This is a genomic window from Curtobacterium sp. MCPF17_031 (assembly GCF_003234035.1).
Classification (GTDB): domain Bacteria; phylum Actinomycetota; class Actinomycetes; order Actinomycetales; family Microbacteriaceae; genus Curtobacterium.
In genome coordinates this window covers 605,573-620,039 of the sequence record NZ_QKSG01000001.1, presented here as the reverse complement: position 1 = coordinate 620,039, position 14,467 = coordinate 605,573, and the positions used below count along the sequence as shown (strand labels likewise).

15 protein-coding genes are annotated in these 14,467 nt (G+C 71.6%); 11 read left to right on the top strand and 4 right to left on the bottom strand.

Annotation, left to right across the window (positions count from 1 at the left end; translation table 11 throughout):
- Window positions 1-2: 2 nt before the first annotated feature.
- Both DEJ31_RS02905 and DEJ31_RS02900 read right to left on the bottom strand, forming a co-directional pair.
- The gene (locus DEJ31_RS02905) at window positions 3-425 is read right to left on the bottom strand and encodes a GNAT family N-acetyltransferase (protein ID WP_110902018.1); all 423 of its coding nucleotides are present in this window, start codon (window positions 423-425) and stop codon (window positions 3-5) included.
- A gap of 103 nt (window positions 426-528) precedes the next feature.
- Window positions 529-1,596, bottom strand: a complete 1,068-nt coding sequence (locus DEJ31_RS02900) for an FUSC family protein (RefSeq protein WP_111043875.1) — start codon at window positions 1,594-1,596, stop codon at window positions 529-531.
- Window positions 1,597-1,741: 145 nt separating this feature from the next.
- Here DEJ31_RS02900 and leuC point away from each other — a divergent pair, with 145 nt between their 5' ends.
- The 6 genes from leuC (at window position 1,742) to DEJ31_RS02870 (ending at window position 8,265) form a co-directional block, all read left to right on the top strand.
- Complete coding sequence (gene leuC, locus DEJ31_RS02895; protein WP_111121153.1) at window positions 1,742-3,193, top strand: 3-isopropylmalate dehydratase large subunit; 1,452 nt, start codon at window positions 1,742-1,744, stop codon at window positions 3,191-3,193.
- Window positions 3,193-3,789, top strand: coding sequence for a 3-isopropylmalate dehydratase small subunit (leuD, locus tag DEJ31_RS02890; protein ID WP_111043873.1), 597 nt, complete (start codon window positions 3,193-3,195; stop codon window positions 3,787-3,789). The genes leuC and leuD overlap by 1 nt, the downstream gene beginning before the upstream one ends.
- Window positions 3,789-5,156 (top strand): UDP-N-acetylglucosamine 1-carboxyvinyltransferase, encoded by a 1,368-nt coding sequence (murA, locus tag DEJ31_RS02885; RefSeq protein ID WP_110902022.1) that lies wholly within the window; start codon window positions 3,789-3,791, stop codon window positions 5,154-5,156. Before leuD ends, murA begins: the two co-directional genes overlap by 1 nt.
- Complete coding sequence (locus DEJ31_RS02880) at window positions 5,153-5,965, top strand: 1-acyl-sn-glycerol-3-phosphate acyltransferase (RefSeq protein ID WP_110902023.1); 813 nt, start codon at window positions 5,153-5,155, stop codon at window positions 5,963-5,965. Before murA ends, DEJ31_RS02880 begins: the two co-directional genes overlap by 4 nt.
- A 106-nt stretch (window positions 5,966-6,071) precedes the next feature.
- Window positions 6,072-7,085, top strand: coding sequence for an NAD(P)H-dependent glycerol-3-phosphate dehydrogenase (locus DEJ31_RS02875; RefSeq protein WP_111079244.1), 1,014 nt, complete (start codon window positions 6,072-6,074; stop codon window positions 7,083-7,085).
- 31 nt (window positions 7,086-7,116) lie between these two features.
- Window positions 7,117-8,265 carry a D-alanine--D-alanine ligase family protein gene (locus tag DEJ31_RS02870; protein WP_110902024.1) on the top strand — a complete coding sequence of 383 codons (1,149 nt, stop codon included), beginning with the start codon at window positions 7,117-7,119 and terminating at the stop codon, window positions 8,263-8,265.
- Window positions 8,266-8,349: 84 nt separating this feature from the next.
- Here DEJ31_RS02870 and DEJ31_RS02865 read toward each other — a convergent pair whose 3' ends face one another.
- Entirely contained in the window at window positions 8,350-8,856 is a 507-nt protein-coding gene (locus DEJ31_RS02865; RefSeq protein ID WP_258366093.1) for a DUF3515 domain-containing protein, read from the bottom strand.
- Between the two features lie 24 nt (window positions 8,857-8,880).
- On the opposite strand from DEJ31_RS02865, the gene thiL reads away from it, so the two are divergent.
- Window positions 8,881-9,918 carry a thiamine-phosphate kinase gene (thiL, locus tag DEJ31_RS02860; RefSeq protein ID WP_375537608.1) on the top strand — a complete coding sequence of 346 codons (1,038 nt, stop codon included), beginning with the start codon at window positions 8,881-8,883 and terminating at the stop codon, window positions 9,916-9,918.
- Window positions 9,919-9,957: 39 nt separating this feature from the next.
- Here thiL and DEJ31_RS02855 read toward each other — a convergent pair whose 3' ends face one another.
- Window positions 9,958-10,524, bottom strand: coding sequence for an RsmD family RNA methyltransferase (locus DEJ31_RS02855; protein ID WP_111043911.1), 567 nt, complete (start codon window positions 10,522-10,524; stop codon window positions 9,958-9,960).
- Window positions 10,525-10,689: 165 nt separating this feature from the next.
- Between DEJ31_RS02855 and DEJ31_RS02850 the strand changes: the two genes are divergently transcribed.
- The 4 genes from DEJ31_RS02850 (at window position 10,690) to rpmF (ending at window position 14,458) form a co-directional block, all read left to right on the top strand.
- Entirely contained in the window at window positions 10,690-12,885 is a 2,196-nt protein-coding gene (locus DEJ31_RS02850; RefSeq protein ID WP_111121193.1) for an ATP-dependent DNA helicase RecG, read from the top strand.
- A gap of 101 nt (window positions 12,886-12,986) precedes the next feature.
- Window positions 12,987-13,475 carry a pantetheine-phosphate adenylyltransferase gene (gene coaD, locus DEJ31_RS02840; protein ID WP_111043909.1) on the top strand — a complete coding sequence of 163 codons (489 nt, stop codon included), beginning with the start codon at window positions 12,987-12,989 and terminating at the stop codon, window positions 13,473-13,475.
- Window positions 13,476-13,565: 90 nt separating this feature from the next.
- On the top strand, window positions 13,566-14,207 hold the full coding sequence (locus DEJ31_RS02835) for a DUF177 domain-containing protein (protein WP_258366092.1): 642 nt from the start codon (window positions 13,566-13,568) through the stop codon (window positions 14,205-14,207).
- Between the two features lie 47 nt (window positions 14,208-14,254).
- On the top strand, window positions 14,255-14,458 hold the full coding sequence (gene rpmF / locus DEJ31_RS02830) for a 50S ribosomal protein L32 (protein WP_110902027.1): 204 nt from the start codon (window positions 14,255-14,257) through the stop codon (window positions 14,456-14,458).
- Window positions 14,459-14,467 lie beyond the last annotated feature (9 nt).

Below are 14,467 nucleotides of genomic sequence, written 5' to 3'. Positions count from 1 at the left end.
GTTCAGCCCCCGGCGCCGAGCACCATCGCCATGCCGAGGCTCGGCGCCACGTCGTCGAACCCGAGCGACCGGTACAGCCGCTGTCCGGGCGGGTCACCGATGAGCGAGACGTACGCCCCTGCGGGCGCGCGGTCGCCGATGTCGGCCAGGAGCCACTCCACCACGGCTCGACCGAGCCCCTGGCGCTGGTGTGTCGGGTCGGTGGCGATGTCGACGACGTGGAAGTACCACCCGCCGTCGCCGATCACCCGTCCCATCGCGACCGGCGTGCCCGCTCCGTCGACGACGTGACAGGCCGACCAGGCGCCGACGACGGCCGGTGCGCCCTGCTCCGCGGTGACGGGCGTCAAACCGGAGTCGCGACGCAGGCGCAGGTAGTCGTCGAGCGGCGGGGCCGTCGGGAGCAGTGTGTAGGTCTCGTCCATGCACCCAGGGTGCCGGACGCGGCCGACAGGGGCGGGCTTCCCGGCTGGCACGCGCGATCCGGACGGGAGGCCCGCTGCGGCTCGTCCGCACCGCGCGCGTCCCTCAGACGGTCCGGATGCTGCTGGTCGCGCCGAGCGCGCGTCCTCGACGCCGCTCGACGACCCGTCCCACGGCGAGGAGGCAGACGCTGACGACGGCGCCGAGCAGGGTCTGCCCGATCCGGTCGAGGGCGAGGAGCCCGGGCGCCTCGGGGAGGCTCAGCCACGACACCGCGAGGGCGAGGGGCGTGAGGAAGAGCAGGCAGACGGCGTAGTTCCGGGCGACGAAGACCTCCGCCATGAACTGCCCGACCACGGCGATCACGACGATCCACCAGGCCGAGGGCTCGAGCAGCAGGATGCCGACCGCGACGACGGTGCCGCCGACGGTGCCGACGACACGCTGCACGGCGCGGGAGACCGTGTGGCGCTGCCGGAGCGCAGGCAGCGTCGACACCACGGCGATCACCGCCCAGTAGGGGTGTCCGAGACCGGGCAGGACCTCGGCGACGGCGCCGGCGACGAGCGCGCCGAGGACGTTGAGCGCGATGGTCTCCCAGAGCGCCGAGGTGCCGAGGACCGCGAGGGACCGGTGCTTCCGGGCGGCGAGCGGACGGAACCGGTGCGGCGCGTGCGGGTGCAGGACGCGACGGAAGGCGGCTCCGGACATCGCGACCAGCCACGCCCAGACGACCGAGCCGAGGATGATCGTGGCGACGAGCGGCAGGTCGCCCGTGCGCACCGGGACGAGGGCGGACACGACGAACGCGAAGACCGGGAAGATCGGCTGCGCGGGGATCGTCCGGAGTGCGCTGAGCGTGGCGACCGCGACGACGAGCACCAGGACGAGCCCCGCGCCCTGCAACCACAGCGGCGCGCCGAGGAGTGACACCGCGATGCCCGCGGCCATGCACACGACCTGCAGCGCGCCGGCGACCCCGGTGGTCACGGCACGCTGCCGGTAGGGCTCGGTCGCGCCGAAGATCGCGGTGAAACCGGCGAACATCGCGAACGCGGCGTACTGCGGCATCCCGAGTCCGATGAGCAGCGCGAGCGGGACGCCGCCCGCGATCGCGGCGCGGGCCGCGCCCTCGAGGTTGGTGGTGCGGGTCGAGTGCGGAGCGGTCGTCATGTCCAGGCCATCCTCTCACCGCGACGGGTGTCGTCGAGGAGGGGTGGGCCTCCCGGCAGGGGTCTTTGATTGGTATACCAAGCTGCTAGAGTGCTTGCACGGTGCCGTGACAGCGGCATCGGAACGCGAACGAGGAGGCACGGGCATGGGCAGGACGCTCGCCGAGAAGGTGTGGGACGACCACGTCGTCGTCAAGGGAGAGGACGGCAACCCCGACCTCCTGTACATCGACCTCCACCTCGTGCACGAGGTCACGAGCCCGCAGGCGTTCGACGGCCTGCGGCAGGCCGGCCGCCCGGTGCGGCGGCTCGACCTGACGATCGCGACCGAGGACCACAACACCCCGACGCTCGCCATCGACCGGCCGATCGCGGACCCGACGAGCCGCACCCAGATCGAGACCCTCCGCCGCAACTGCGAGGAGTTCGGTGTCCGCCTGCACTCGCTCGGCGACAAGGAGCAGGGGATCGTGCACGTCGTCGGTCCGCAACTCGGACTGACGATGCCCGGCATCACGGTCGTCTGCGGGGACTCGCACACCTCGACCCACGGTGCGTTCGGTGCGATGGCGTTCGGCATCGGCACCAGCGAGGTCGAGCACGTCCTGGCCACACAGACCCTGCCGCTCAAGCCCTTCAAGACGATGGCCGTCACGGTCGAGGGCACGCTGCGCCCGGGCGTCACCGCGAAGGACGTCATCCTGGCGGTGATCGCACAGATCGGCACGGGCGGCGGACAGGGCTACGTGCTCGAGTACCGCGGCTCGGCCATCCGGGCGCTCTCGATGGAGGGCCGGATGACGATCTGCAACATGTCGATCGAAGCGGGTGCCCGCGCCGGCATGGTCGCCCCCGACCAGATCACCTACGACTACGTGCAGGGCCGCGACCACGCCCCGACCGGTGCCGACTGGGACGAGGCCGTGGCCTACTGGGACACCCTCGCCACCGACGACGACGCCGTGTTCGACGCCGAGGTCTTCATCGACGCCGACGCCCTCGAGCCCTTCGTCACCTGGGGCACGAACCCCGGCCAGGGCGTCTCGCTGTCCGAGTCCGTGCCGGACCCGGCGGACTACGCGGACCCGAACGACCGCGCCGCGGCGTCCCGAGCGCTGGAGTACATGGACCTCCAGGCGGGCACGCCGATGAAGGACATCGCGGTCGACGCGGTCTTCATGGGGTCCTGCACGAACTCCCGCATCGAGGACCTCCGGGCCTTCGCGTCCGTGATCCAGGGCCGCGAGAAGGCGCCCGGCGTCCGCGTCATGGTCGTGCCGGGCTCCGCCCGCGTCCGGCTCGAGGCCGAAGCCGAGGGGCTCGACAAGGTGTTCATCGACTTCGGCGCCGAGTGGCGGTTCGCCGGCTGCTCGATGTGTCTCGGCATGAACCCCGACCAGCTCGCGCCGGGGGAGCGCTGCGCCTCCACCTCGAACCGCAACTTCGAAGGCCGGCAGGGCAAGGGCGGTCGGACCCACCTGGTCTCGCCGCTGGTCGCCGCCGCGACCGCCGTCCGCGGGACGCTGTCGAGCCCGTGGGACCTGGAAGACGACGACGCTCGCCTGGCCGTGCCGGCGACCGCAGGAGGGAACCACTGATGGACAAGATCGGCACCGTCACCGGGATCGCCGCACCGCTGAAGCGGTCGAACGTCGACACCGACCAGATCATCCCCGCGGTGTACCTGAAGCGGGTCACGAAGACCGGCTTCGAGGACGCGCTGTTCTCCGGTTGGCGCCAGGACCCCGACTTCGTGCTCAACCAGCCCGCCTACCAGGGCGCGAAGGTCCTGGTCGCCGGACCGGACTTCGGCACCGGGTCGTCCCGAGAGCACGCGGTGTGGGCGCTGCGCGACTTCGGGTTCCGCGTGGTCGTCTCACCCCGTTTCGCGGACATCTTCAAGGGCAACGCCGGCAAGCAGGGCCTGGTCACCGCGATGGTGTCCGAGCCCGAGATCGAGCGGATGTGGGCGGCGATCGAGGCCCAGCCCGGGATCGAGGCGACCGTCGACCTGGCGACACAGCGCGTGTCGATCGGCGACATGGACGTGGCTTTCGAGATCGACGCTTACACTCGTTGGCGGTTGATGGAAGGGCTCGACGACATCGGGCTCACCCTCCGTGACGAGACCTCGATCACGGAGTTCGAATCCCGCCGCTCCCGTTGGCGGCCGAAGACATTGCCGGTGAAGTAGTGAACTCTCTCGTACAGGACGCAGCAGCTGCAGGGGCGCGCGTCGGTCTCAAGTCGGACGAGATCGTCATCCGCGGGGGCAAGCCCCTCGTGGGACGCATCGAGGTCCGCGGTGCGAAGAACCTCGCGACCAAGGCCATGGTCGCGGCGCTCCTCGGAGACACCCCGTCGATCCTCAAGGACGTCCCGGACATCTCCGACGTCAAGGTCGTCCGCGGCCTGCTCGAGGTGCACGGTGTGCGCGTGACCGACCCCGCACGGGGCGAGCTCATCCTCGACCCGTCGCGGGTCGAGACGGCGCACTTCGCCGAGATCGACGCGCACGCCGGTTCCAGCCGGATCCCGATCCTCTTCTGCGGCCCGCTGCTGCACAAGCTGGGCGAGGCGTTCATCCCCGACCTCGGGGGCTGCCGCATCGGCGACCGTCCGATCGACTTCCACCTCGACGCACTCCGTGCGATGGGGGCCGTCGTCGACAAGCAGGTCTCGGGCATCCACATCACCGCCCCGAACGGCCTCAAGGGCGCGAACATCGAGCTGCCCTACCCGAGCGTCGGCGCGACCGAGCAGGTCCTGCTCTCGTCCGTACTCGCCGAGGGCACCACCGAGCTGCGGAACGCCGCGATCGAGCCCGAGATCATGGACCTCATCGCGATCCTGCAGAAGATGGGCGCGATCGTCACGGTCGAGCCCAGCCGCACGATCTTCATCGAGGGCGTCAAGTCGCTCCGCGGGTACACGCACCGCGCGATCAACGACCGCAACGAGGCCGCGAGCTGGGCCTCCGCCGCGCTGGCCACCAACGGCGACATCTTCGTCGAGGGTGCCAAGCAGCAGGAGCTCATGACGTTCCTCAACGTCTTCCGGAAGGTCGGCGGCGGGTTCGACATCCAGGAGGACGGCATCCGGTTCTACCGCGAGCTGGACGTCCTCAAGCCCGTCGTCATCGAGACCGACGTGCACCCCGGCTTCATGACCGACTGGCAGCAGCCCCTCGTCGTCGCGCTCACGCAGGCCGAGGGTCAGAGCGTCGTGCACGAGACCGTCTACGAGAACCGCTTCGGCTTCACCGACGCGCTCAACGAGATGGGTGCCGACATCGTCGTGCACAAGGAGGGCCTGCCGGGTCACGACCGCCGTGTCGCCCGTCGTCCCTTCGAGCAGGCCGCGGTCATCACCGGCCCGACGAAGCTGCACGGTGCGAACGTCCGTGTCCCCGACCTCCGCGGCGGCTTCAGCCACCTCATCGCGGCGCTGACCGCCGAGGGTGAGTCGCGGATCACGAACGTCGGCATCATCAGCCGTGGCTACGAGCACTTCATCCCGAAGCTCCGCAAGCTCGGCGCGGACTTCGACTTCGCGGAATGAGCGCCGAGCCGGCCGACGCCCGCGCCGGTGCGGTGGAGCAGGTCACCACGGGCCTCCCGAACCCCGGGAGGCGCTGGAAGCGTGGTGACCTGAACGTCGCGTTCCGGATCACCTCGGTCTTCGTGATCCCGCTGTTCCGTGCGGTCGCGGCGTACCGCTGGCACGGCCCGAACCGCCTGCCGGCGGACGGGGCGTTCGTGCTCGCGCCGAACCACTACACGAACATCGACCCGCTGGTGGTCGGCACCGCCGTCTGGGTGAGCCGCCGACCACCGCTGTTCCTGGCGAAGGCGTCGATCTTCGACGTGCCCGTCGTCGGCAAGCTGATGTCCGGCATGGGACAGATCCCCGTCGAACGCTCCGGGCGGACCCGCTCCAGCAACCCACTGCAGGGCGGTGGCGGACTCGTCCGGAACGGCGGGGCGGTCATCGTCTACCCGGAGGGCACGCTCACCCGTGACCCGGACCTGTGGCCGATGCGCGGCAAGACCGGCGCGGCACGGATCGCGCTCGAGAACGACGTGCCGCTCATCCCGATGGCCCACTGGGGCACGCAGCGGATCCTGCCGCGGTACTCCAAGCGCCTCAACCTGTTCCGGAAGGCGAACGTCGACATCCTGTTCGGCGAGCCGATGGACCTGTCCGCGTATCGCGGCAAGCCGATCGACCAGGCGCTCCTGCAGCAGGTCACCGACGCGCTGATGGCCGAGATCACCAAGCTCGTCGAGCAGCTCCGTGGTGAGCGTGCTCCGGAGCAGCGCTGGGACCCGAGCGCCAACCGCCAGAAGGAGACCGGCAAGTTTGAGTGACGCAGCTGACCGGGGGACCGCCCCCGGTCTCCGACCGCACGACGACCGCCCGGACCCCTCTGTCGCCGCCCGTGGCGCCGTCGACACCGCCGCGATCCGCGTCGTCATGCAGTCGACGGACAAGCCACGCGTGGCAGTCATCGGCGCGGGCAGCTGGGGCACCACGTTCGCGAAGGTGCTCGCCGAGGGCGGCGCCCAGACCGTCCTCTGGGCCCGGCGGCCCGAGATCGCACGGGAGATCACCGAGACCAAGCGGAACTCGGAGTACCTGCCCGGCATCAACCTGCCGCGGACCCTGACCGCGTCGACGTCCCTCGCCGCGGTGCTCGCCGGCGCCGAGCAGGTGTACGTCTCGGTGCCGTCGCAGACCCTCCGCTCGAACCTCGCCGCGATCCGGGAGCTCCTGCCGGCCGACGTGCCGGTCGTCAGCCTGATGAAGGGCGTCGAGAAGGCCAGCGGGCTGCGGATGAGCGAGGTGCTCCTCGAGGGGCTCGGCATCGACCAGGACCGCATCGCCGTGGCCAGCGGGCCGAACCTGGCGCTCGAGATCGCCCGCCGACAGCCGACCGCCGCCGTGGTCTCGTCCTCGAGCGTGGACACCGCGACCGCCGTCGCCGCGGTCGCGACGAACCCCTACTTCCGCTCGTTCATCAACACGGACGTCATCGGCACCGAGTTCGGCGGGGTCCTCAAGAACCTCATCGCGGTCGCCATCGGCATCGTCGACGGCGTCGGCTACGGCGAGAACACCAAGGCCTCGATCATCACCCGCGGTCTCGCCGAGATGACCGAGTTCGCGGTGTCCCTCGGCGCGCAGCCGTCGACGCTGTCCGGGCTCGCGGGCCTCGGTGACCTCATCGCCACGTGCCAGTCGCCGCTCTCGCGGAACAACACCGCGGGCCGGCTGCTCGGGCAGGGGTACCGCTTCGACGAGGTCGTCCGTCAGATGAACCAGACCGCGGAGGGCCTGGCCTCGGTCGCGCCGATCCTCGAACTGGCCCGGGCGAACGGTGTCGACATGCCCATCGTCGGGCAGGTCGGCGAGGTCCTCGCCGGTAGGCTCGATCCGCGCAACATCGCGCCGCACCTCACGGAGACCGACGAGCCCCAGGGCGAGTGACCGGTCCCGGTACCCACCGCTTGGAGCGTCCATGAGCAGCACCGCGCCCGCACCCGAACCGATCGACGCAGCCGTCCCCACGGTGTCGACCGACGCCGAGCGGACCACCGTAGCCGTGCTGTTCGGTGGGCGATCGAGCGAGCACGAGATCAGCTGCGTCACCGCGGGCGGGATCATGGACGTCGTCGACCGCGACCGGTACGACCTGCTGCCGATCGGCATCACCAAGGACGGCGCGTTCACCCTGCAGCCCGACGACCCGTCGGACTGGGCGCTGCTCGGCCAGGAGCTGCCGACGGTGCCGGACAACGGCACCCGCGTCCGCTTCCCGGTCTCCGGCGACTCCCGGGAGCTGTTCGTCGAGCTGCCCGACGGGTCGGTGGAGTCCCTCGGGTCGGTCGACGTGGTGTTCCCGATCCTGCACGGCCCGTTCGGTGAGGACGGCACGATCCAGGGCCTCCTGGAGACCGCCGGCCTGCCGTACGTCGGCGACGGCGTGCTCGCCAGTGCCCTGGCGATGGACAAGCACGTCGCGAAGGCCGTCCTCGAACACGCCGGACTGCGGGTCGCGCCCTGGACGACCGTGCTCCGCCGACAGTGGCAGTCGGACCCCGTCGACGTCGCCGAGTCGGTCGCCGCGCACGGGTTCCCGCTCTTCGTGAAGCCCGCCCGTGCGGGGTCGAGCATGGGTGTCTCACGCGTCGACGACCCCGCACAGCTCGGGGCCGCGATGGACCTGGCGTTCGAGCACGACAGCAAGGTCATCGTCGAGCCCCGGGTGATCGGTCGGGAGGTCGAGGTCGCCGTCCTGGAGGGCCGTGACGGCACTCCGCGCACGAGCCTGCCGGGTGAGATCGTCGTCGCTGCGGACGGCTTCTACGACTTCACCGCCAAGTACCTGGGCGGCGACGAGCAGCTGCTCTGCCCGGCCCCGCTGAGCGAGTCCGAGACCGACGAGATCCGGTCGATCGGCGCCCGTGCGTTCGAGGCGATCGGTGGCGCGGGACTGGCCCGCGTGGACTGCTTCCTGACGGACGACGGCTTCGTGGTCAACGAGGTCAACACGATGCCGGGCTTCACGCCGTTCTCGATGTACCCGCGCTGCTGGGCGGCGTCGGGCCTGGCCTACCCGGAGCTGGTCGCCGAGCTCATCGAGCTGGGACGCATCGCGGTCCGCTGACGCTCGGGGACGTCGGCTGCCGGGACGTCGGCTACAGGGATCTCGGCGGGGCGGGACGTCGGCCGTGCCAGGGTCCTGAGCGCCCTAGCCGACGTCCTGCGGGTCGAGGCAGCGGTGCCCGTCCTCCGGCAGCGTCGACACGGCGTCGCCCAGGTCCTGCAGGGCATCCGACGTGGCCCGCTTCGTGTCGATGACGACCTGCACCGCGGGGGAGCGCCCGAACGTCGTGTAGACCACATTCTGCCCCCGGGCGTCGCGGATCCAGTCGACCGAGCCCTGTGCGAAGCACGGCAGGTCGGAGACCGTCGGTACGGCCACGCCGCAGTGGTAGAGCACCGCAGCGGGGGAGCCCCACGCGGCGGTCGCCTGCGCGGAGGTGTTCCGCAGCGGGAGCGTCCCGTTCAGGGTGGCGGGCAGCCGGACCTGCGCACCGGCGCAGGCGGCGGCGTTCGCCGAGGGCGCGGCCTGCATGGCGACCGCGTTGGTGCAGCCGGTCAGTCCCACCACGACGGCGGCGGCGAGGGCCACACCGCCCAACGCGCTGCCCAGCCGACGGCGGGCGTTCCGGGGGCGGCGGGGTGCGGTGTCCATCGACGTCCAGGCTACCGTTCTCGTGTGGACGCGACGCACGAGCACAGCCCCGGCACCCCGGCGGAGACGGTGGGAGCGCTCGGTGAACTGGCGGTGCTCGACCGCGTGACCCGGCGTCTGCCGCCCGGTTCGCCGCTGCTCGGCCCCGGGGACGACTGCGCGGTGGTCGCCGCTCCCGACGGGCGGTTCGTCGTCACGACGGACATGATGGTGCACGGTCCGGACTTCCGGTGGGCGTGGTCCTCGCCCGAGGACGTCGGCTGGAAGGCCGCCGCCACGAACCTGTCCGACGTGGCCGCGATGGGCGCGGCACCCTCGGGCCTCGTCGTCGCCATCGCCGCCCCGCAGGAGACCCCCGTGACGGTGCTCGAGGGCATCGCCGACGGGTTCCGGCTCGCGATCGAGACGCTCGCTCCGGGCATCGGCGTCGTCGGCGGTGACCTGTCGACCTCGGCGACGTTCTCGTTGACCGTGACCGCGTTCGGCGACCTCGGGGGACGCGCCCCCGTCGTCCGCTCGGGCGCCCGCCCCGGCGACGTGCTCGCGGTCTCGGGCGAACTCGGGCCCGCCGCCCGAGGACTCGCCCGCCTGTTCCGCGACGGGGTCGACGACGCCGGTGAGCCGGACGCCGGTCGGGTGCGGGCGAACGGTGCGGACGCCGATCCTGACGTCGCCCGGCAGCGCCGTCCGGTCCCGCCGATCACCGACGGACCGCTCGCCGCCGCCGCCGGTGCGACCGCGATGCTCGACCTCTCGGACGGCCTGGCGATCGACGCCGGCCGGCTGGCCCGCGCGAGCGGGGTGACGCTGGAACTCGACGTCGAGCCGGCGCTGGACCCGGTCGCGCTGCACGGCGGTGAGGACCACGGACTGTTGGCGACCTTCCCGGCGGGGGCGGGCCTCCCGGGCGGGTTCCGACGGATCGGACTCGTCCGCGCTCGAGTCGCGGACGACGACCACGGCGGTGACAGGGGCCACGGTGTCGACCTCGTGCGCGGTGGGGAGCCGGTCCCCACGACGGGCTGGGACCCCTACGCCGACTGGGACGGCGCGGCGGGCTGACGGCCCGCGCCCGACTGCGCAGTGGGCGGTCGGCGCGGATCAGCCGGCGGAGTCGGCAACGGCTTCCCACGCGACGGTGTCGCCCCATGACCGTTTGCTGAACGGCGTCAGCCCGGTCGGCCACGTCGGTTCCGGCGACCGCGTGCCCCGCTCGACGACGACGACCGCCTCGGCCGTCAGCCGGGACACCAGGGCGTCGAGGACGTCGGTGAGCTCGGACTCCGGGACCTCGTACGGCGGGTCGATGAACACCAGGTCGAAGGTCTTCGCCGTGGTCCGCAGGTACCCGAGCGCGGGCTGCGCGTGCACGGCGATGCGGACGCCGGGGACACGTTTCTGCACCGCCTTGGCGTTGTCGCGGCAGGCGGCCGCGGCGGGTGCCGCCCGGTCGACGAGGGACACCTCCACCGCACCTCGTGACGCCGCTTCGAGCCCGAGGGCACCGGTCCCGGCGTAGAGGTCGGCAACCGAGGTGTCGTCGATCAGCCCGCGCGCCTCCAGCGACGAGAAGAGCGCTTCGCGCACGCGGTCGCTCGTCGGCCGGGTGCCGGACTTCGGCACCCGGAGCGTCGTGGAGCCGGCGGCACCGGCGATGATGCGGGTCATGTAGTCACCGTAGCGGGCCGTCAGCAGCCCTCCGGTGTTCTCCACAGGCGTCCGGGAGGCCCGTGACGGGTCGGTCGTCCCGGGTACCGTTGGCGTGTGGTCACCTCCCGCGCCGACACCGCTCCGACGACCCCCGACGGCTCCGCCGACGTGCCGACCCCTGACGTGCAGTGGGGCACGGCGCCGCTCGACGTGAAGCTGGCGAGCGTCCTCGGCGGGCGGACCGCGAAGGCGATCGAGAAGGCCTTCGGGCACCGCACGGTCGGCGAGTTCCTGGAGCACGCCCCCCGGCGGTACGCCGAGCGCGGCGCGTTGACCGCCCTGGACTCGCTGGCCATCGGCGAGCCGGTGACGATCGTGGCCGAGGTGGTCGAGGTCCGCGAGCGCACGATGCGGGCGCGGCGCGGCTCGATCCTCGAGGCGAAGATCGGGGACGGCAAGGGCCTGTTGACGCTGACGTTCTTCAACCAGGGGTGGCGCACGAAGGACCTCGTCCCCGGCGCCCGCGGGGTGTTCGCCGGCAAGGTGGGCGACTACCGCGGCGCTCGGCAGCTGGCGCACCCGGACTACGAGTTGTTCGACCGCGACGACCCGCGGGCCACGGCGGACCCCGAGTCGGACGAGGCGATCCGGTGGTCGCGGCAGCCGATCCCGATCTACCCGGCGACCGCGTCGCTGTCGTCGTGGCAGATCGCGAAGGCGATGGGGATCGTGCTCGACACCCTGCCGGACGTCGCCGACCCGATCCCCGCCTCGGTGCGCACCCGTCTCGACCTGGTGCCGTTCCGGAAGGCACTCGAGATGCTGCACCGGCCCGAGAAGGTGGCGGACTTCAAGCGCGCTCAGGACGCCCTGCGCTACCGCGAGGCCTTCGTGCTGCAGACCGCGCTGGTGCAGCGCCGGATCGCGGCCCGTGCGACGGCCTCGGTGTCACGGACGGCCGCACCGGGCGGGATCCTCGAGCGGTTCGACGCGACCCTGCCGTTCACGCTCACCGACGACCAGCGGGCGGTCGGTGCGGAGATCGCGCAGGACATGGCGGGCACCTGGCCGATGCACCGACTGGTGCAGGGCGAGGTCGGTTCGGGCAAGACCCTCGTCGCGATCCGGGCGATGCTCACCGTCGCCGAGTCGGGCGGCCAGTCCGCCCTGATCGCCCCGACGGAGGTCCTGGCGGCGCAGCACCTCCGGTCGATCGTGAAGTTCCTCGGCCCCGACCTCGCCGCGGAGCTCCGACCGGTGATCCTGACCGGTTCGCAGTCCACCGACGAACGCCGGCGTGCACTGCTGGCGGCGGCCTCGGGCGGGTCCCGGCTCGTCGTCGGGACGCACGCGCTGCTCGGTGACCGCGTGGACTTCGCCGAGCTCGGTCTGGTCGTCGTCGACGAGCAGCACCGCTTCGGCGTCGAGCAGCGTGAAGCCCTGCGGACGAAGGGCGCGACCCCGCCGCACGTGCTGGTGCTCACCGCGACGCCGATCCCGCGAACGGTCGCGATGACGGTGTTCGGCGACCTCGACGTCTCGACCATCCAGGGCATGCCCTCCGGTCGCGCCGGGGTGGAGACCTTCACGGTCGGACTGGCCGAGCACCCGGGGTGGGAGTCCCGGATCTGGACACGGATGGCCGAGGAACTGGCCGACGGCCGACAGGCGTTCGTCGTCTGCCCGGCCATCGACGACGCCCACGGTGAAGACGACGGCGCCCCCGAGCCGACCGGTGGCGACCCGGACGGCACACCGGCCCGGAAGCCCGCGACGGTCCTGGCGACCGCCGAACGGATGCGCACGATGCCGGTGCTCGAGGGTCGTCGGATCGAGGTGCTGCACGGGCGGATGACGGCTGAGGAGAAGGACCGGGTGATGACGTCCTTCGCCGACGGGGCCGTCGACGTCCTCGTCGCCACCACGGTGATCGAGGTCGGCGTGGACGTCCCGAACGCCTCGATGATGGCGGTGCTCGACGCCGACCGGTTCGGCGTCTCGCAGCTGCACCAGCTCCGCGGACGCATCGGCCGCGGGCAGTACGCCGGCGTCTGCCTGCTCGTCACCCACGCTGAGGCCGAGACGGTCTCGCGTGAGCGTGTGGACGCGGTCGCTGCTTCCGACGACGGGTTCGAACTGGCCCGGGTGGACCTGGAGCTCCGCCGCGAGGGCGACGTGCTCGGCGAACGGCAGTCCGGCGGCCGGTCGTCGCTGACCCTGCTGCGGGTGGTGCAGCACGCCGGCGTGATCATCGACGCCCGGGAAGAGGCCGAGCGACTCCTCGAGCGCGACCCGGACCTCAGCGGGAGCCCGGCGCTGCGGGACGCCCTCGCACGACGCCTCGACGAGTCCGACGCGGCGTTCCTCGGCAAGAACTGACCGCTGGCCGGCCAGGACCGGGCTGGCCAGGACCGGGCTGGCCAGGACCGAGCCGGCCAGGACCGGGCTGGCCAGGACCGGGCGCAGGTATGGTCGCCTGCATGACGAAGATCGCCGTCGTGCCCGGTTCCTTCGACCCCGTGACGCTGGGGCACCTGGACGTCATCGCCCGTGCCGCCGAGTTGTTCGACGAGGTGCACGTGCTCGTCGTGCACAACCCCGACAAGAAGTCCGCACTGTTCGACGCCGGCGACCGCGTGCGGCTCATCGAGGAGTCCCTGACCGAGGTCGGCGTGCCCGGCACCGTCGTGGTCGGGGAGTGGACGTCAGGGCTGCTCGTCGACTACTGCCGACAGGTCGGGTCCAAGATCCTGGTGAAGGGCGTGCGCTCCGGCGAGGACGTGGCGTACGAGACGCCGATGGCGATCATGAACCGCCACCTCGCCGGTGTCGAGACGGTGTTCCTGCTGCCGGACGCCGCCCGTGCGCACGTGTCGAGCTCGCTCATCCGGCAGGTCTCCGGCCTGGGCGGGGACGTCACGCCGTACGTGCCCCGGGTCGTGGCGCGAGCGCTCGACGACCGGCACTGACACCGCGCTGCCGTCGACGACCCTCGCCACGGTCCGCGACACGCGTCGGGTGCTCGACTCCTCGGCTCGGGCGCGCTAGGCTGGTTGATCGTGTATTCCTCCGTGAACAGCCCCTATGCCCTGCGTGTGCGTGACCTCGCGCAACGGGCGGGCGACATGCGCGAGGTCTCGGTCGACATCGTCGTGCCGAGCACGCTCGGTGCCGGTCTGATCGCCGTGCGTGAGGGCGACCAGATGCACCTCGACGTGAAGCTCGAGGGTCTGCACGAGGGCATCCTGGTCTCCGGACACGCCCGGGCTGAAGCGACGGGGGAGTGCTCGCGCTGCCTCATCGACATCAGCGAGCCCGTCGAGGTCGAATTCGCCGAGGTGTTCGCGTATGATGCCTCGGAGGAATTCGACTACCAGGTTCACGACGACCACGTGGATTGTGAACCGGTGGTCCGAGACGCGGTGGTGCTGTCGCTGCCGTTCACCCCGGTCTGCCGACCGGACTGCCCAGGACTCGACCCGGTGACGGGTGAGCGTCTGGCAGACGTCGGCGAACAACCGGCTCCGTCGGCCGCCGATCCCCGTTGGGCCGCGCTCGGCGGGATCCAGTTCGACAACGACGAGCCCGACGACAACGACGAGCACGACGACAGCAACGAGCACCAGAACACCAGCGGGCACCACGACGCTGACCAGACCACCGCGGACGAGGAGCGGACGCCGGCCGACCAGGCCGAGTGACCGCCACCATCCGCGACTGACCACCGACCAAGCGAAAGAGAACCACCATGGCCGTCCCCAAGCGCAAGCAGTCCCGTGCGAACACGCACGCCCGTCGATCGCAGTGGAAGGCCGCACCGGTCCAGCTCGTGAAGACGATCGAGAACGGCAAGGTCGTCTACAGCCTCCCGCACCGCGCGAAGGTCGTCGAGGACTCCGCCGGCACCCCGCTGTACATGGAGTACAAGGGCCGCAAGGTCGCCGACGTCTGATCGGACTGC